The sequence below is a fragment of the Clostridium sp. CM027 genome (assembly GCF_024730565.1).
Taxonomy (GTDB): Bacteria; Bacillota; Clostridia; order Clostridiales; family Clostridiaceae; genus Clostridium_AD; species Clostridium_AD estertheticum_B.
The window spans coordinates 937,322-955,452 of the sequence record NZ_CP077725.1; the positions used below are offsets into that span (position 1 = coordinate 937,322).

17 protein-coding genes and 2 pseudogenes are annotated in these 18,131 nt (G+C 30.9%); 1 reads left to right on the plus strand and 18 read right to left on the minus strand.

Annotated elements, in window-relative coordinates; genetic code table 11:
• Positions 1-203: 203 nt before the first annotated feature.
• From KTC92_RS04620 to KTC92_RS04655, 8 genes and pseudogenes are all read right to left on the minus strand, one after another.
• A complete protein-coding gene (locus KTC92_RS04620; protein WP_220286785.1) occupies positions 204-572 on the minus strand; it encodes a hypothetical protein in 369 nt (122 codons plus the stop codon).
• A gap of 71 nt (positions 573-643) precedes the next feature.
• On the minus strand, positions 644-1,015 hold the full coding sequence (locus KTC92_RS04625; protein WP_220286784.1) for a GntR family transcriptional regulator: 372 nt from the start codon (positions 1,013-1,015) through the stop codon (positions 644-646).
• Between the two features lie 264 nt (positions 1,016-1,279).
• Positions 1,280-2,527 (minus strand): annotated as a pseudogene (locus KTC92_RS04630) (IS1182 family transposase); the annotation flags it as partial.
• Positions 2,528-2,759: 232 nt separating this feature from the next.
• On the minus strand, positions 2,760-4,526 hold the full coding sequence (locus KTC92_RS04635; RefSeq protein WP_220287873.1) for a reverse transcriptase domain-containing protein: 1,767 nt from the start codon (positions 4,524-4,526) through the stop codon (positions 2,760-2,762).
• A 718-nt stretch (positions 4,527-5,244) separates the two neighbouring features.
• Positions 5,245-5,427: pseudogene (locus KTC92_RS04640) on the minus strand (IS5/IS1182 family transposase); the annotation flags it as partial.
• 210 nt (positions 5,428-5,637) lie between these two features.
• Positions 5,638-6,591, minus strand: coding sequence for a DUF4097 family beta strand repeat-containing protein (locus KTC92_RS04645; RefSeq protein ID WP_220287666.1), 954 nt, complete (start codon positions 6,589-6,591; stop codon positions 5,638-5,640).
• Positions 6,578-7,171 (minus strand): HAAS domain-containing protein, encoded by a 594-nt coding sequence (locus tag KTC92_RS04650; RefSeq protein ID WP_220287664.1) that lies wholly within the window; start codon positions 7,169-7,171, stop codon positions 6,578-6,580. The genes KTC92_RS04645 and KTC92_RS04650 overlap by 14 nt, the downstream gene beginning before the upstream one ends.
• Positions 7,168-7,500, minus strand: a complete 333-nt coding sequence (locus KTC92_RS04655; protein WP_216304302.1) for a PadR family transcriptional regulator — start codon at positions 7,498-7,500, stop codon at positions 7,168-7,170. The genes KTC92_RS04650 and KTC92_RS04655 overlap by 4 nt, the downstream gene beginning before the upstream one ends.
• A 329-nt stretch (positions 7,501-7,829) precedes the next feature.
• Between KTC92_RS04655 and KTC92_RS04660 the strand changes: the two genes are divergently transcribed.
• A complete protein-coding gene (locus tag KTC92_RS04660) occupies positions 7,830-8,006 on the plus strand; it encodes a hypothetical protein (protein ID WP_216304301.1) in 177 nt (58 codons plus the stop codon).
• Positions 8,007-8,157: 151 nt separating this feature from the next.
• Here the strand turns inward: KTC92_RS04660 and KTC92_RS04665 are convergent, their stop codons facing one another.
• The 10 genes from KTC92_RS04665 to KTC92_RS04710 all read right to left on the minus strand — a co-directional run bounded on the left by KTC92_RS04665 (position 8,158) and on the right by KTC92_RS04710 (position 18,115).
• Positions 8,158-9,279, minus strand: coding sequence for a DegT/DnrJ/EryC1/StrS aminotransferase family protein (locus KTC92_RS04665; RefSeq protein ID WP_220287662.1), 1,122 nt, complete (start codon positions 9,277-9,279; stop codon positions 8,158-8,160).
• 48 nt (positions 9,280-9,327) lie between these two features.
• Entirely contained in the window at positions 9,328-10,503 is a 1,176-nt protein-coding gene (locus tag KTC92_RS04670) for a DegT/DnrJ/EryC1/StrS aminotransferase family protein (RefSeq protein ID WP_216304309.1), read from the minus strand.
• A 509-nt stretch (positions 10,504-11,012) separates the two neighbouring features.
• Positions 11,013-11,462, minus strand: a complete 450-nt coding sequence (locus KTC92_RS04675; protein WP_165413497.1) for a DMT family transporter — start codon at positions 11,460-11,462, stop codon at positions 11,013-11,015.
• A 17-nt stretch (positions 11,463-11,479) separates the two neighbouring features.
• Entirely contained in the window at positions 11,480-11,902 is a 423-nt protein-coding gene (locus KTC92_RS04680; RefSeq protein ID WP_220287660.1) for a DMT family transporter, read from the minus strand.
• 290 nt (positions 11,903-12,192) lie between these two features.
• On the minus strand, positions 12,193-12,519 hold the full coding sequence (locus tag KTC92_RS04685) for a hypothetical protein (RefSeq protein ID WP_165413495.1): 327 nt from the start codon (positions 12,517-12,519) through the stop codon (positions 12,193-12,195).
• A 393-nt stretch (positions 12,520-12,912) separates the two neighbouring features.
• Positions 12,913-13,119, minus strand: coding sequence for a transposase (locus KTC92_RS04690; protein ID WP_165413494.1), 207 nt, complete (start codon positions 13,117-13,119; stop codon positions 12,913-12,915).
• 135 nt (positions 13,120-13,254) lie between these two features.
• A complete protein-coding gene (locus tag KTC92_RS04695) occupies positions 13,255-14,700 on the minus strand; it encodes a DEAD/DEAH box helicase (protein ID WP_165413493.1) in 1,446 nt (481 codons plus the stop codon).
• 218 nt (positions 14,701-14,918) lie between these two features.
• Positions 14,919-15,269, minus strand: a complete 351-nt coding sequence (locus KTC92_RS04700) for a hypothetical protein (RefSeq protein WP_220287658.1) — start codon at positions 15,267-15,269, stop codon at positions 14,919-14,921.
• 373 nt (positions 15,270-15,642) lie between these two features.
• Positions 15,643-16,776: a glycerate kinase gene (locus KTC92_RS04705; RefSeq protein ID WP_220287656.1), complete on the minus strand. Its 1,134-nt coding sequence runs from the start codon at positions 16,774-16,776 to the stop codon at positions 15,643-15,645.
• 88 nt (positions 16,777-16,864) lie between these two features.
• The gene (locus KTC92_RS04710) at positions 16,865-18,115 is read right to left on the minus strand and encodes a GntP family permease (protein WP_216304296.1); all 1,251 of its coding nucleotides are present in this window, start codon (positions 18,113-18,115) and stop codon (positions 16,865-16,867) included.
• Positions 18,116-18,131 lie beyond the last annotated feature (16 nt).

An 18,131-nucleotide genomic window follows, 5' to 3' on the forward strand; every position in this document is an offset into this window, starting at 1 on the left:
TTATTATGAATTAAACAAAAGCAAAAAAAGAAAATAAAAGAGAACATTTCTGTTCTCGATGTTTAACGACATTTCAGAAGGAAAGTCTCCCACTTCTATAAGTGGGAGTTACATACCTTAACAAATAGAAAACTTCAGTGGGAGTATAAATCTCCTTCTGAAGTCGTTAATGTTTCAGCTCCGCAGGAGATGATTTAATCTTTTTAATTTTCTATAATAACAGACCACTCTCCGTTATTATCTTTTAAAATATTTATATTTGCTATTTTATCTCTACTAAAATTTGACGTAAATTCTTTGCTACGAGTACTCTTGTTGTTTTTGTCTTCAAATTCCACTTTATAAGTACAATTTTCTTGTACCCCCATATCAAAATATCCATGCTGGTTAGCCTTAAGATGACTAGCTATAATATTAACTTTATCAACCCTTTGAATTACTATATCACTAATAATTTCGGAACTTTTATTTCCTATAATGAGATTATTCTTCATGTTTTTTTTACCACAAGCAGATATTAAGATGGTAACAATTATGCATCCCAGTAAGATTATATATGGTACTTTTTTCAACTTAAACCACCCCTTAAATTAAAATTAAAATATCTTCACCATCTATTAATATATTTTTTTCTGAAAGGTCGTTAAAACTGGTTATAAATTTCATTTAGTATATCTATTAACGTATCTTTATCAACACCTATATAATGTGCCTCTATAATTATTTTCTTCATATGTTCTTTTATTTCTCTCATCTTTTCTTCATTCATGATAGGTTTGAAATTTTCTACTACAAATGTTCCTTTTCCTCTTATAACTTCAATTGCCTTCATTCTTTCTAGCTCATTATATGCTTTGCTTATAGTATTAGGATTGATTGTTATAAGCGATGCAAGTTCCCTTACAGAAGGCAATTTATCTCCCGGTTCTAATATTCCTTTTATTATATTTTCCTTTACTTTCTCAATAATCTGTTCATAAATAGGTTTACCGCTTCTGCTATCAATGTTTATCAAGGTTTCACCTTCTCTCAAATAATTAACTCTTCACTATTTGCACTATGTGTACAGCGTGTACTATTGTTGTAGTACACTATAAATATAATACTATATACTTATACTGTCAAGTACTAATTAAATCATCTCCTGCGGAGCTTCAATATTAACATTTTTAGATATAGTGAGAATATAAAAAACCAGTAGGATAATTTATCCTACTGGTTTCAGGTTGTTTACAAACCCAGTATAATTTTTTTATTATACTGGGCTTTTTACATGCAATTATGCGATAGCATTTTGAGTTATGGATAAATGTAAAATAACAACTATCTTCTTAGTTAGAAAATCAAAAAACAGTAAAGATAGCAGGCTAGCTATCTTTTTCATATTCTGCACTGCTGCTGTAAGCAGACACTGCTCTTGCACATTTTCTAATCCACGCATATGGCAATAGCGAAGCCCATGCAGTTGTTTTGAATCTGCGAAGCTTCGCTCTATAGTTTCTTTTCTTCTTCTATATATATTTCTGCCTTTATCTGTTCTGGTGAACTTTACAACATCTTCTTTATACGTTTCCCAAACATGTCTTCTAATAGTTTTAAACTTGCTTTTTGCAGAAAAGCATTGAGCTCTATTTGGACATATCTCGCAATATTTTGCATTACCAACATATTCTTTATATCCTTCTCTTGTTGTCGTTTTATAATGTAAAGCCCTTAAGTCAGGGCATACGTAAATGTCCTGTTCTTTAACATATTGGAATTTATTTTTTGTGTACATTCCTTTTGTATGTGGAGACCTACGGTATCCCATTACAGATTTTAATTCCCTCTCATATAGTTCTTTACATATAAGATTTGTAGCATAACCAGCATCTGCACCAACATATTTTGTATTAAAATTAAACTTTTTTATTTGCACATCTAATCTATCGATATAAGGATCAACATCATTTATGTTTCCAGGAGTAACATACACATCAGTAATTATATTATGTCTGCTATCGACAGTTCTGTGATCTAAATATGAGAAGCCTTCCGGCTTGCCATCTCTCATCATATATCCACTGTCGGGGTCGGTTGTGCTAACTTTAGTTTCTTTTATTTTGGTAACAGGTTCTTTTTCCTTTAAAGGTTTTTTACCATGGTTTATTCTATCTTCTTCCACTGCTTTATTAAGTTCAGCTACATATTCTTTCGGCGTTTTTTCAACTTCAATTTTCACAAGCTTTCGCTTATTAGCATTTGCTTTTAGGTGTGTAGAATCTGTGTAAAGTATTTTACCGGTTACCATCTTAAGATTTATAGCCTTAAATACTACTTCGTCAAATATTTTTTGAAACACATCTGTACCTTTAAACCGTCTACGTCTATTTTGGCTAATTGTTGAATGATCTGGAATAGGATCAGTAAGACTTAGTCCTAGAAACCATCTATAAGCCACATTTACTTCAATGTCCTTTACAAGTTGTCGTTCAGATTTTATTCCAAATAAGTACCCAATAAACAGCATTTTAAAAAGTATAATAGGATATGAAGATAGGTAAGACTCTGATATTACTACCTCGGTCTTTTCCCCCTTCCCACACTGTACGGGCGACTTTCATCGCATACAGCGTTCCAACGTCTGACAAACTGAAAACTCAAATATATTTATAACCACTTTTGAAATCAAGTTTTTTTTTTTTTTTTTTTTTTTTTTTTTTTTTTTTTTTTTTTTTTTTTTTTTTTTTTTTTTTTTTTTTTTTTTTTTTTTTTTTTTTTTATAGCAAACTTATCAATTCTTCGACCCTTTTATGATACTTCTTTCCAACCACATCATATAATTTTGCTCTATTATTACTATGTAGTATGATATGTTGCTCCTTACTTAGTATGCATAGATTATTATAATCGTCTTTACCACCCTTATTACAAGGCACTATATGATGGCAATGATAATCTTCTACTGGAACTACTTCCCCAGAGATATGACTCAATCCATGTAACGAACTATATTTACTAATTCTAAATTGACTAAATCTACTTGCCTGACGAGATAATTTAGCACTCTCTACAAGGTACTTAATATCATTAAGAGATACACCAGGCTTATGGTTTTTCTTTTCACCATAATCGTACGGATTGATTCTACATATTTTACCTTTTATTGCACTCACTAATTTATATTCCCAATTAGCCCATTCTATATGAACAATTGGTATATCATACAACATGTAGTATCCTGTTTTACCCCAACTTTTATATGTACCCTTTCTAAAATTATTCTTGATTTTTTGTTCTGTTATAAACTTAATTCGACCTTCCATTGTATTATAAAACCTTTTGTAAATTCGCCATCCTAACTTTCCAAAACATTTATTAAACTCATTCATACCTTTATAGTAATTATGTAATCCTATAATATATACATTCCAAGCCATGATGTTCTCATAACTAGGTATTTTTTTAATATCATTAAGTCTTTTACAACATTCTTCTACTATTAAATTCCCCTTATCCTTTGGTAAGCTGTTAATTACCATTAGCTCCTTACCATTTCTTATTCTACTACGTTTTTGATAAAGCTTAAAATTATAGCCCAGATATTTCATCTTTTCTTTCTTTAAATCATAAATTTTAGTTTTATCTTCATTAATAATAAGTTTCATATTTTTTGTAAGATATTTCGTTACACTATATTTAAACTTTTCAGCATCACTCTTACTCTTACATAAAACTAAAATGTCATCAGCGTACCTTACATGGATACCAATTTTCAAATTAGTTCTTCTCATATTTGAACGTCTATTGTCTATATTATGAAACTTATTAACACTTTTATCATGCCAATCATCACCCTGATCTCGCAACCATACATCAAAACGATGAAGGTACACATTTGATAATAATGGTCCTATAATACTACCTTGTGCAGAACCCTTCGGGTCATAGATTTTGCACCCTGCTTCTAGGTAACCTTTCTTAATAAAACGATAAATATAGTTTAATATTACTTGGTCATGTATTCCCATATGCCATAGTTCCCTATACATAATATTAGGGTCTATAGTTCCAAAATAATCCTTCATGTCTACAGATAAGACATATGGCATAACATTAGTTTGGTTTTTAACTTTTGCTATTGCATTATGTGTTGATACTTGCTCCCTAAATCCAAAGGAACTAGGAACAAACTTAGTTTCACAGTACGGGTCTAATACTAGCTGAATACACTTCTCAACAAGCTTATCCCAGATTGTGCATATGCCAATAGGTCGTTTCTTACCATCACCTTTAGGAATATAAATACGTTTAACATAATCCATCTTTTTATTAAGTAAACGGTCTTTTACTATCATACCTAACTCAATAAAATTCGTTTTTGCTATGGTATCATAATTAGAACCATCTGGTCCTTTTGTCATTCTTCCTTTACCCTTGCTAAGTTGACGTACTGCTAGCATAACATTCTCTTCGGAATAAACTAAAGGACTTAAATTACGCAAATCTATATTTCCATTTTTAAAATCTTCAAATCTCTGTTTCATATCTATGAAGTAAATATTATTTATACTCGTTAGTCTGACTCTCCTCATTTCTGTACGAATAGTCTCTTTCATCTAATTTGGCGAATTAGAAATTTACAAATTATTTTATATACATCACACGTCTAAGGCTCTTTCCTCTCCTATATTTCTTAATATAGGATACTAACGGTACTACAGCCTCGCTGTTAACCCATTCATAATCTTTATTGATTTACCCTTTCGGTGCAATCAGTCCCCAATTATTATTACACGGAGTGTAATTAGGTCAATCACCTTTCCCAATATTTTCGCTTTATATATCATACTTAGGTCTCCTCTATATTCCGTTCTTTTCAGTTCTTACCTGGATACGTCTCACACGCATTCTCCAACCACCATAAGGTCGTCCCCCTTCTGCACGCGTAGACATACATTGAGGTAAAAAAATTTTTACACCCTCCCATCTGAACTAGGGATAGGGATTATCTGTTACGAAATTTAAATACAAGGAAATTATAACCATATATGACTGGACCCGAAGTGTAGCATTACTGCCAGTGTCTCCGTCTTCACCTATGCTTCGCAACGTTACATTACTGCAAGGCTGGCAGGAGTATTAGTCAGACTCAGTATCCATAAGATATTAGGCTCTCATGCTGGTCTCGAAAATATTAGTTACCTACAATAATAATTGTAGGTCTACAGCAGTGTTCACTCTACTACGAGGATATTATGCTGTAATTAAGGTCGCACCTACGCCAGGTCTTCCATTATCTAAGCAGTAATATTTTTTAGTCAGTTCTCTTATAAAAGAGAAATCCATGTATTTATCTATATTTCTCAGAATATGGTCTTTAGGAACTAAATCTTCTAAATACACCATTTCTAGTTTTTGTTGTGTGAAGTTCTTTTCATTAATCATAATAATGCCCTCCGAATTATAAAGTTTGTATACTATATATATTCGACATTGATGTCCTAAAATCCTTTTTGAATATAAAAAAAACACTCCAATTTTAAATTAGAGTGTTTTACATTTTATGTTTGTCAACGGTCTGAAACCAGTAGGATAATTTATCCTACTGGTTTGTGGCTTTCTAGTTTTATTTATCAGAAACCTTTTTTATAAATTTTACTCATCCGAAGCATTAATAGTAGCATTACCTGAAGTTGTATTTATTTTTATTATTTTATTTCCATTACCTACATCCCCTTTTATTTCATGCTTGTCAGCTTCTCCTGTCACTGTTATAGGAAAATCATTTCTAAGATCACCTGATGTACTGTCAAAGTCTAATTTAAATTCTGATTTTTTAGGAAGTTTTAATTCCACATCTCCTGAAGTAGAGTCTATATTAATATCATTGTTAAAGTCTTTATACTTAAACTTGAACCAACCTGAAACTGATTGACCTAATATATCTCCTGTAATATTTTCTATTTTTGTGTCCCCTGAAGTTGTCTTAAATTCATTCTTCTTACTTAATAAGGATTTTACATTTACTTTGCCGGAAGTACCCTCAAATATTGTTTCATTAGTTGTTAATAAGTTTATCTTAGCATCTCCTGATGTTGTTTGAAATTTAAATTTATCTAATCGTAGGTCTCCTATAATAACATCCCCTGATGTTGTATTTATTTTTAAATCCTTTTTATAGTCTTCCGGAACATATATATCTAAATTTATTTTTGTGTTTATATTTATACCAAAAATTTTACCTGGATATTTAATTAAAACATCTAGATCATCCCCATTTACAAATGCCTCTAAATGTGGTGCTGACTTTTTCGAATTTGAATTACCATAAAAATGAACTCTTATTTTATCTTCCTTGCTAGTGATAATGTTTACGTCTGTGCTTACTGTTTCTACATTTATGGTTTTAATATTCCCTTTACTAAATTCCTTTGTAGCCTCTATATTAAACTTATCATTAGATGTACTGCTTCCTTGTGTTATATCATTGTTAGATTTTATAATACCTAATTTATACTCAAGTACGTACCCTACTCCTCCTAGTATTATTGAACACATAACTACAATCATCAAGCATTTTACAACCTTTTTTTCATTAAATTTTCTCATAGTCTTGCTCCTCTTTACCATTAATTATTTTGATATTTGTTTTTAAATATTTAATAGTTACTTTATATAGCCATTTTGTTAGATGCTTACATCCTATAAACATTAAAGCTCCTACAGCACTAAGCCCCATGCCAATTGCAATACTTATAATCCAATTTACATCCATGGATATATAACTTGGAAATATTAATTTAAGAAACGTGCCTAAAACTACCCCTATTCCACTTATAGTGAATCCAAACGCCGTTGCATACAATCCTATGAGCACCCCAACAATACCTATAAACGGTCCTAACAATATTATATTAAAAAAACCTAACCCGACTGCTGCAATTATAGCTCTACCAATATTTGCTGAAGATTTTGTATTTTGTGCTTTCTCAATCATATAATTTGCTCTTAACTGTTTTGCAATAGTTCTAGGCTCTCCAAGAGATATGGCTATGTCTTCTTCACTTCTTCCTTTTTCTGCTCCTATGGTAAAATATTCATCATAATCAATTAAAATATCTTGTTTTTCTTCTTCGCGAAGATTAGATAAATTTCTTGAAAGTTCTTTCATAAATTCATTTTTATTCATATCCTCATCTCCTTTTTCTGTTCTATCTTTAAAACTTTGCTCACTGTGATTACAAAATCCAACCACTCATCTTTTAGCTCTTCTTTTGTATTCTTACCCAGTGTCGTAATGCTGTAATACTTCCTTGGTGGCCCTTCTTGTGATTCTTGAAGATAAGTAGTTACAAATCCATCACTTTTTAATCTCCTAAGCAAAGGATATATTGTTCCTTCAGATATATCTATATCTTGTGAAATTTCATTTACAAGTTCATATCCGTAGCAATCTCTGCCATCAAGTACAGATAATACACATAATTCAAGAACGCCTTTTTTAAATTGTACATTCATTACTTCACCTTCTCTTAGATTATTTACCTTTATTATATACTAGCACATGCTATTGTACATTGCAAGATACCGATTAAAGTTTGTTACCGTTTTATACTTAGTACATATTAAATTATCTCCTACCTATATCACTTACCCCTAAGTTTCATATACTATAATTAGTATATATAGTTTTTAAGGGGGTTATTATTATATTTAAAACAATAAATTCATGTCACCCCAGAAAAGCCTTAGTAGATGGAATTAATAATGCTATCTTCAAAGCAAAACTAAAAGATATTAAATTTAACACATACCCAGCCATAATAGGTTGTATAATAGGCTGTATATTGCTAAAACCAGATTACGTATATGCTAAAGACACTGTACAAGAAAGTACAGAAGTCATTAATTTTTTATCTAAACTAGGACCACCAACATTACTTACAGCAGTAGAAATTTATAAGGTAAGAGCTTACATTAAAAATTTAAAATCACACTTACATGAACCGTCCATATCACCATAATTATTTAAAACAAAAGAACATTCCATAATTAGTCCAACTAATTATGGAATGTTCTTTTTTACTATATTTCAACTAACGTATATTTATATTTTTGGTTTATGCAATGATTGTTATATCTATTCTATGCATATTAATGTAATATGGAATTCCTTTACTTTTTATAGAATTTCTTAATAGTTTCACAAACAAATTCTACTTCTTCCTCAGTTATCTCTGGGTATATAGGAAGTGCAATGATGTCATTTGCTATTCTTTCAGATACTGGGAAATCGCCTTTTTTATATCCTAAGTATTCAAAACATTTTTGAAGATGAAGCGGTATTGGATAATAAATACTATTTCCTATTTCATTAGCTTTTAGATATTCGCAAAGTTCATCTCTTCTTTCGGCTAATATATTAAATACATAATACACCGGCTTTTGATTTCCTTTAATTTTAGGTATTTTAATAAACTCACAATCTTGTAATCTATCTATATATAATTTTGCAATATGATTTCTCTTTTGAATTGCTTCGTTTATATATTTCATTTTCACTTGTAATATAGCCGCTTGAATTGAATCCAATCTTGAATTATATCCAATGTAATCATAATGATACTTCTTAGAAGCCCCATGAACCCTGTACATTTTAGTAATACGTGCTAAGTTTTCATCGTTAGTTACTATCATACCAGCGTCGCCATAAGCTCCTAACGTCTTGGTAGGAAAGAATGAGAAAACACCAAAGTCTCCTATTGTACCTGCATGTCTAAATTCTGATCCATTCCCTTTCCATCTCATACCAAACGATTCCGCAGCGTCTTCTAAAACCTTCAAATTATTTCTACTGGCTATGTCCATAATTTTATCCATATCACCCATTTGTGAAAATAAATGAATTGGGATAATCCCTACGGTATCCTTTGTTATTTCTTCTTCTATTTTGCCTACATCTATACTAAAAGTTTCTTCATCAATATCTACAAATACAGGTTTTGCCCTATGTTTTGCAATGCAAGATGTAGAAGCTAAGAAAGTAAAAGGTGAAGTTATTACTTCTTTCCCATCTTTAAAACCTAGTATATCAGAAGCCATTACTAAGGCATCTGTACCCGATGCAACACCAATTGCATATTTAGCTCCAGTAAATTTTCTAACTGCTTCTTCGAAGTCAGTTACCTCTGTGCCTAGCATCGATATTCCTCTTTCCATAACTCCTAGAACAGCATTGTTAAATTCCGACTTTTTATTAGTATATTCTCTTGTAGATGTATAAAATTTAACCTTCATAATAGGACCTCCTTTTATATAGTTGGCAATGTCAGTTAAATTTGAGCTTTATCCCATTATCTCTTCTACGCATCTTATTACTTTTTGCACCACATACTCTGCATCTTCTAACTTAAGCGTTGAGTATACTGGAAGTGTTATTTCATTTGCATATTGATTATATGCATTTGGATAATCCTTTATAGAATACCCAAGATTCTTATAAAGTGTAAACATTGGTAAAGGTGTAAAGTGAACATTTGTAGCTATGCTTATATCTGCAAGTTTTTGTACTACCTCATCTCTTTGTATCTCATTAATTCCTTTTACTCTTAAAGGATATAGATGATATGATGTCTCTCTATTTTCATCCTTTATAAAAGGAATAATCGCCCACTGTTTAGTTTCAAGAGCTTTGGTATACACATTAAAAATATCTCTTCTTTGCTCAATCATTCCTTCATATCTTTGAAGTTGTGAAATCCCTATAGCTGCACTAATATCTGTCATATTACATTTCATCCCATCTGTTATGATATCATATTTCCAAGCTCCTGCTTTCATCTTAGCAAATGTATCCTTTGACTGACCTTGATAAGACGTTATTTTAAACTCTCGCAATAAATCTTCCTTCCCCTTAAATTTATTATCATTAAAAACAATTGCTCCCCCCTCTGATGTTGTTAAATTCTTCACCGCATGGAACGAAAAAACATTAAAATCAGCCTGTGTTCCAACTTTGTTTCCTTTGTATATTGCTCCAAATGAGTGAGCTGAATCTGATATAAATATAATATCTTCTCTATTTTTTTCCCTAAGTACTTCTTTTATAGCATCATAATCTACAGGAACCCCTGCAAAATCCACAGTTATTATAGCTTTCGTTTTAGGTGTAATTGTCATACCTAATTTTTGCTCATCTATTAAAAAACTGCCTTCTTTAACATCTACAAAAGTTGGCTTAACTCCCCTATGGATTATTACACTTGCTGTAGCTGTATATGTATAAGGTGTTGTAATAACTTCGTCGCCCTCGCAAATGTTATAAACCTTTAATATAAGTTCTAAGCCTGCACTCGCACTTGAAAGTGCTACTGCATTATTTGCATGACAATACTTAGCAATTTGATCTTCAAATTCCATAGCCTTAGGCCCACTTGTAATCCACCCTGAATCTAGCACCTCCATTACAAGCTTTTTTTCTGTATCAGTTATGTCTGGAGGTGAAAAAGGAATATTCCTTATTTTCATTCATATCCTACCCTTCAAATTAAATTTTATTTTAATGTTTAACTATTCTAATTTATTTTTACTTAAATCTATAATTTATTACAAGAATTTGCAGATATAAATCACTATAATTACTAAATGTCGTTAAATCTATTTTATCATAGTACTGCAGTATTCTTAAGGCAACACCTACTTTTTTTAAAAATTCATCAGTAGTGAAAAAAAATGCGATTCATTATTTTTCAATGTGATCACTTCTATATACGGACGCCATATGATAAAATATACTAACTATTTTCTCTATAATTATATTATATATTATCTTTCGTTATACATTAATTTCTTAAATATCAAAACAACCTTTTAAAAATTATTATACATTACTACCAATAAAAAAACTAAGTGATTATGAATTTATCTTCCATAATCACTTAGTTTTCATTAAATCATCACTTTTGCAGCTACAATATTAAAGCATTTCCTGCGGAGTTGCTCATGTTCTTATAATCTGAATTAAAATATCGTTAACATTTTCCAATCAATTCTTTCCTGTCAACATTAGAATTATATATTAGCCCAAATAGAATTAATAAGCCACCAATAATTTTCCCTTTTGAAATAAAACCCATTCTGAAATAATCAATAAGTATACCAGTAAAAAGCTGACCCATAAATATCAGCAAAGTAGTATAAATAGTAGGAATTTTAGGAATTACAATGTTCGAACTTGCAACAACTATTACTCCTAGTAACCCCCCTAAAAAAGCCCATGCTGGTATTGTAGTGTAACTACTAAGTGATGTGTTTACAGTGGTTTTCACTATAACTATAAGTAATATGGTACTTAATAATCCTACAATATAGTTTATAAGGGTTCCTTGAAAAATCCCTATTTCTTTAGCTAGATGTGAATTTACAATCATGGATATTATAGTAATACAGCCACATAAAATTGCTAAAATTATATACAACATACTTCCCCATCTCCCATTTAATATATTATCATTGTGACTAGCCCTAAAAATATTATAAAAAAACCGACAACTTTTTTCTTTTTAAACTTATAAATATTTAAACCAAATAGACCATAATGGTCTATAAAGCAGGCTAATACTAATTGTCCAAATATACCTAATGATAAAGTTAGAGAAGCGCCAAGTAAATTGAAGCATAAACTATTTAAAAACACCATAAAAACTCCTATGAATCCACCGCTAAACAAATATAATGGAGTGTTTTTGGGAATCTTAAACTTTTCTTTTTTAAATAATAAAACAGTAATAACAGCAATAAGTCCAACTATGTGAATTATTAATATTGATACATACTGATCTGTATAATTTGCTAAAATCCCATTAAAAGTCACCATTATAGCAATTAATATACCTATAAATACCGCAGATGCTTTATACATTTAATTTCCTCCACTCTTTAATTTGTTTATATGTCCCTTTTATAAGGTTACCATAGAAATTAAAAAAAACACACCATTTCCAATCTAAATACAAGTGCATTAGAAAAACTTGCAGGGGATTTATACGAATAAAGGGTATATATTTATATATAAATATATACCCTTCTTGCATATATTCCTATAAGCTTATTCACTTATAATATTATATACCTTTTATTCCCAAATGGAGCTGCACAGATGATTATTAACTTAACTTCAATTAGTTCATTATTATTTATAAAATAGCAATGCTATCTATTCCCATTCATTTTACCCTTTAATGCCTTAACTCTCCCATTTACATAATTTATAAGCTCACGCATATTGTCTTTTATTTCAGTTGGGGCACTAGTAACCATGGTAATTATATCTAATTTATTACCTTTTATTTCTTTGGCAACTTCATAAGCTAAGCACTTATTTTTCATTTTCCAATATGTAATGTTAAATTGATCTGCTTGGCGCTTATTATAATATCCTTTTTCAATACCAAATTGAAATAAATCTGCTGCTGATTCTAATTCCTCTAAATCTTGAACATCTAAAGTCTCATTTACTAAATCTTGAAATGTTTTCATTATAGCTCTCCTTTTTAACAAGTAATATTATTGATAATTTATATAATACTTAATATTACCTAGTTGTTTGTTTTTTTTAAGTTACCTTGACGAAATCTTTCCCACAACTTTTATATTTTAACACATATTAAAGAGTATTTAAATTGTATTTAAAAACAATTTTATAACTCTATGTTTAATCTATAACATTAAGATATATATTATCGCGTGAAGCTCACATGACTGAAGTCACATGCTTCTAAGATTGCTCTTAGATTTTCCCACATCATCGTCCTCGTTACCTACTAACTCCATGGGTGTTAAATTTGGGATACTTCCTACCCGCTTTGTTTATATTATATTAGCAAACTTCTTCTATATCTCACTTACTGTTGCAGCGAAATATGAAGGTCTTCATAAATGGCCTCCACATAATTTCTTCTTTAGTATTATTCCATATTCTTTAATTAATAATCTAGCCGATACTCCTTTTAATGCTTTCATTATATCAGGAATATATTGTTGAGTAATGAATTCTATTAATAAATGAATATGGTCTAAGTCACCACTCATTAAAACTACAGTAAATCCATTATCTTCAGCCATTTTATACGCTATCAAACAGAAAACTTCAGTGGGAGTATAAATATCCTTCTGAAGTCGTTAATACTTCAGCTCCGCAGGAGATGATTTAATATAAAAATGAGGTGGATAATTAGATTATCTACCTCATTTTGCATTCTATAGTATTAAGTACTATTTGTTTGCTTTTTCTACCCTAATTGTTTTTCCCTTTATTGTCCCGTTTTTAAGGGCTTCTAATACTAACTTGCCTTTTCCAGCCATGATATCTACATGAGAGAAACTATCTTGAATATCTATAATACCTATATCCTCAACACTAACACCCTCAATATTGCAAATAGTTCCTACAATATCTACATTTCTTATTTTTTTCCTTTTACCTGCACTGATATATATTTTCATTATATCGCTACTAAAATTAGATGCTTTAGTCTTTTTAATAATAGGCTTGGCATCATTTTTTTCATAAAATGCTTCCCTATATGGCTCAGACTCTTCCTTTGATGGAATTGGTTTTTTAGGTATCTCCATACCAATATAGTTTTCTATGTTTTGTAAAAATCTTTTTTCATGACGCGTTGTAAAAGTTATAGCTTTTCCCTTTTTGCCTGCACGTCCTGTTCTTCCTATTCTATGCACGTAATTTTCTTTTTCTAAGGGTAAATCATAATTTATAATATGAGTTATATCTTCTACATCAATACCTCTAGCAGCAACATCCGTAGCCACTAGAAATCTAAATTCACCTTTTTTAAATCTTTCCATAGCATCTAATCTATCATTTTGAAGTAACCCTCCATGTATCTTAATACATGAATAATGGCGATTTTTCATTTGATTTGTTATTGCATCAACATTTTCTTTTGTTCTACAAAATACTATACATGAATCTGGATTTTCAACATAAAGCGTTCTCTTAAGCAAACTGAGCTTCTTATCTTCCTCTACTTCATAGCAAACTTGATCAATTTTTTCAACGGTTAATTTTTCAGGGTTTATTTCTATTTTAACAGGATTCACCATGTATTTCATGCAAATTGCTTCAATAGATTCTGGTATTGTAGCTGAAAATAACATAGTAACTCTATTTTTAGGAACAGCTTTGATAACCTCTTCTACTTGTTCTATAAATCCCATGCTAAGCATTTCATCTGCTTCGTCTAATATTAAATATTTTATCTTGTCTAAATTAATAGTTCCTCTTTCAATATGATCTAAGGTTCTTCCTGGCGTACCTACTACTACGTGCACTCTTTGCTTTAACTGTTTCTTTTGCATTTCTATAGGTTGTTTACCAAAAACAGCTACGGCTCTAATTTTCTTATATCTACCTATTTGTGTTATATCCTGGCTCAATTGAAGAGCTAGTTCTCTAGTAGGTGTTAATACTAATGCTTGAGGCTCTGTTTCCTCTATATCTGCACTTTCACAAAGTGGAATAGCAAAAGCAGCTGTTTTCCCACTACCTGTTTGTGATTTTACTATGATATCATTACCTTTTAGGGCTATAGGTATTACCGCAGCCTGAACCTCTGAAGGATTTTTATATCCTAAATTATTAATTGCTTTTAATATTTCTTCACTAATATTAAATTCCTCAAATTTTATGTTACTCATTTTAACTTCCTTTCTTTTGTTCCATATATAATTTTTAAGTATAACTTAAATATATTTTCAACTCATAAGTTTATATTATACCATGTTTAAGCTTATAATTTCTATTATAAGTTTTAATATTCGACAAATTTATTTATTTGCATGCGACTAGTTTTAATAAAAAAAGAGATAATGAAGATTAAATCTTCATTATCTCTTTTTATAGTTACATAGTTATTTTACTCACATGGAAATAAATAATTAGCTGCAATACGTACGTCTACTTCTTCTGGCTCTTCAATATCATCTGGAAGTACAAACACAAGTTTACGTCTAATCGTACCACATTGATTGCATTCATCCTCTTTACATAGTATTGTAGTAAACCCTCTAAAAGTGATTATTCTACCAGCATTATCATATATAATACATGCAACAGCTACTGTTTTGCCAAAGCATACGTTATTTACTTGTATTCTTACAGTTAATAATTTTGCACCATGTTTTTCTATACTTACTGGTTCTGCATTAATAGAATGACATAATTCACATTCACAGTTATTATTATTATTATTTTCATCTCTACTCATTTTATAAAACTCCTTTTTGTATAAATTTAGAATAAGACGATACACACAGATACCGATTTATAAGTTATTCATACTTTTATAGATACATATATCACTAAAATATATTGTGGTCATAATTTTTATGCGTTGATATATGTACTAATAAATCGGATTCATAGTTGAATTTGTCTTTATTATAAATTTACAATTTGTTTTATTAATGAGCTAAATATACTATATAATTCATATTTTTTATTATACTATACTATATTCACTGGTGCAGATATTGGTTAATAAAAATTACAATTTTTAAGAAAATTTTTCTTAAAAAACAACAAAATAGTAATTAATAAACCCTTAAGGAGTTATTAATTACTATTTTGTTAAGATTAGCTTACTTATTAAGTAAAATAATTCTAACTACATTTTCACTAGCTCTTTCAATATTTTCCGGACCTTTTTCAAGTGCCTTATCAATTGTTTCAGCTTCTGATAATATGCCTATTATTGAATTTATTCCATGTGCATATAAAGCCTCTGCTCCATCACCTATTCGTCCTGCAAATGCAATAACAGGTATATTATATTCTTTAGCTATTAAAGCCACTCCAAGAGGTGCTTTTCCATAAAGTGTTTGTCCATCTATGCTTCCTTCTCCAGTAAATACATAATCTGCATCTTGCATTTTTTCTTTGAGATTAGTATGCTTCGTAACTAAATCTATTCCCCTTTTAAGTTCTGCGCAGAAGAAAGCAAGAAGCCCTGCACCTAGTCCCCCCGCTGCTCCTGCTCCAGGAATACTTTCAATATCTAATCCTAACTGTTCTTTTATAATTTTTGCATAATGACTTAAATTATCATCTAAAATTTTAACTATTTCACCTGTTGCACCCTTTTGTGGTCCAAAAATATAAGAAGCACCATTTTTGCCTGTTAAAGGATTAGTAACATCACAGGCTACTTCAATCTTAGTATCTTTTATCCTCTTATCTAGTCCATTTAAATCTATCTTATGAAGAAGATTTAAATATCCACCGCCTAAATTAATCTCTTCATTATCCTTTGTTAAGAGCTTTCCACCAAGTGCTTGTATCATTCCCGCACCGCCGTCATTTGTGGCACTACCGCCTATTCCTATAATCAGATGGTTAACACCTGCATCAAGAGCCGCTTTAATCAATTCTCCCGTACCATAAGTTGTAGTCAAAAGAGGGTTTCTTTTTTCCCTAGGCACAAGATGCAACCCACTGGCGCTAGCCATCTCAATTACTGCTGTTTTTTTATCTCCAAGCACTCCAAATGTAGCTAGAACTTCATCACCAAGGGGTCCTTTAACCAGCGTTTTGTATAGTTCACCTTCTGTTGCATCTACAAGAGACTGCACCGTTCCTTCTCCACCGTCAGCCATTGGAACCTTCACACATTCCGCATGTGGAATGATTTTTTTGATTCCTCTCTCCATGGCCTCCGCTACTTCTTTTGCTGTCATACTTTCCTTAAATGAATCTGGTGCTAACACAAATTTCATATATATCTATCCTTTCCAAAGTGAATTACTAATTTAAACCTGTGAGATATTCTTTATTATTAATTGTTATAATCAATTACTTAGAGCTCTATTTCATTATTCCAAATATTATAGTTGACACTAAAGTCATAGTTAAACCTACTAATGATTCATATGGTATAAGTTTTAATCTTCCCTTCATATCCATAAATATACTTCCACCTGTTGCATGAAAAAAACTCCCGTGTGGAAGATGATCTAAAACTGTTGCTCCACTATGAATCATTGCCGCTGCTGAAAGAGGTGAGATTCCTAGTTCTAATATAGTTCCACCAAATACTGTACTTGCTACTGCAGTACCAGATGTAGTTGATGCTGTAGCCGCAGACATTAATATTCCTGCTATAGGCGCTAATGCATATGCAGGAAGGCCTGAAGCACTAAGTCCTTGCACAATTACATCTTTTAACCCAGAATTAGCTATAATTCCTGCAAGCGTTCCTGTACCAATAAGTAAAATAGCTACTCCACTCATTTTTGTTAACCCAACAATTGAGTATTTATTTAAGTTTTTTATTTTTCCCATAGCAAGCGCTCCAACGGTCCCTCCGATTGGTAATGCTATTAGTGGATCTATACTAATTTTGAATAAAGGTCTAAGAGAAAGTAATACTATAGCAACTATTGGTCCAACAATTGCTGATAAAAAGCTTGGTTTTTGCTCAACTTCACAATCAACTTCGCCTTTTTCAACAAAATTTCCTTTTTTAATTAGCTTTTTCGCTATTATGCATGTAACAATAAGGCCAAATACTGCTGGCACTATACCTGCTGCCATAACTGATGTTAATGGCACTTTAAATGCATCCGCTGCTGCTATAGCATTAGGATTAGGAGACATAATATTTCCTGCTTTTCCCCCACCTATCATAGCAATAAGAATCGATGATTTAGATAAATTAGCACGAATGGCAATAGACATCGCTATTGGTGCTACTGTAATAACTGCTACGTCTACAAAAACTCCTACAGATGTCAGTACTAAAGTTGCGAGTGCTAGTGCTACTAGAGAATTATTTTCTCCTATTTTATCTACAATAGTTTCTGCAATCTTTGCAGCAGCACCAGATTCTATAAGGACTCCTGCTAAAACTCCGGCAGTAAGTATTCTAAGGATTGCCGGCATTATACCTTTTGCACCATCAATCATAAATACTACAGTGTTTGTTAGTCCTACTCCACCTACTAAACCACCTATTAATGCACCTAATATAAGGGCATATGCTGGATGAACTTTTTTAATTATTAAAAAAATTGCTAATATAAGTGCAATAATTGCGCCTAATGCGGTTACTTGCATATTAACTCCTCCTCTG

Coding starts and splice junctions, on each gene's coding strand:
- KTC92_RS04635 (WP_220287873.1), bottom strand. CDS start 4,526: ATGAAACAGAGATTTGAAGATTTTAAAAATGGAAATATAGATTTGCGT.
- KTC92_RS04645 (WP_220287666.1), bottom strand. CDS start 6,591: ATGAGAAAATTTAATGAAAAAAAGGTTGTAAAATGCTTGATGATTGTA.
- KTC92_RS04650 (WP_220287664.1), bottom strand. CDS start 7,171: ATGAATAAAAATGAATTTATGAAAGAACTTTCAAGAAATTTATCTAAT.
- KTC92_RS04655 (WP_216304302.1), bottom strand. CDS start 7,500: ATGAATGTACAATTTAAAAAAGGCGTTCTTGAATTATGTGTATTATCT.
- KTC92_RS04665 (WP_220287662.1), bottom strand. CDS start 9,279: ATGAAGGTTAAATTTTATACATCTACAAGAGAATATACTAATAAAAAG.
- KTC92_RS04675 (WP_165413497.1), bottom strand. CDS start 11,462: ATGTTGTATATAATTTTAGCAATTTTATGTGGCTGTATTACTATAATA.
- KTC92_RS04680 (WP_220287660.1), bottom strand. CDS start 11,902: ATGTATAAAGCATCTGCGGTATTTATAGGTATATTAATTGCTATAATG.
- KTC92_RS04685 (WP_165413495.1), bottom strand. CDS start 12,519: ATGAAAACATTTCAAGATTTAGTAAATGAGACTTTAGATGTTCAAGAT.
- KTC92_RS04695 (WP_165413493.1), bottom strand. CDS start 14,700: ATGAGTAACATAAAATTTGAGGAATTTAATATTAGTGAAGAAATATTA.
- KTC92_RS04700 (WP_220287658.1), bottom strand. CDS start 15,269: ATGAGTAGAGATGAAAATAATAATAATAATAACTGTGAATGTGAATTA.
- KTC92_RS04705 (WP_220287656.1), bottom strand. CDS start 16,776: ATGAAATTTGTGTTAGCACCAGATTCATTTAAGGAAAGTATGACAGCA.
- KTC92_RS04710 (WP_216304296.1), bottom strand. CDS start 18,115: ATGCAAGTAACCGCATTAGGCGCAATTATTGCACTTATATTAGCAATT.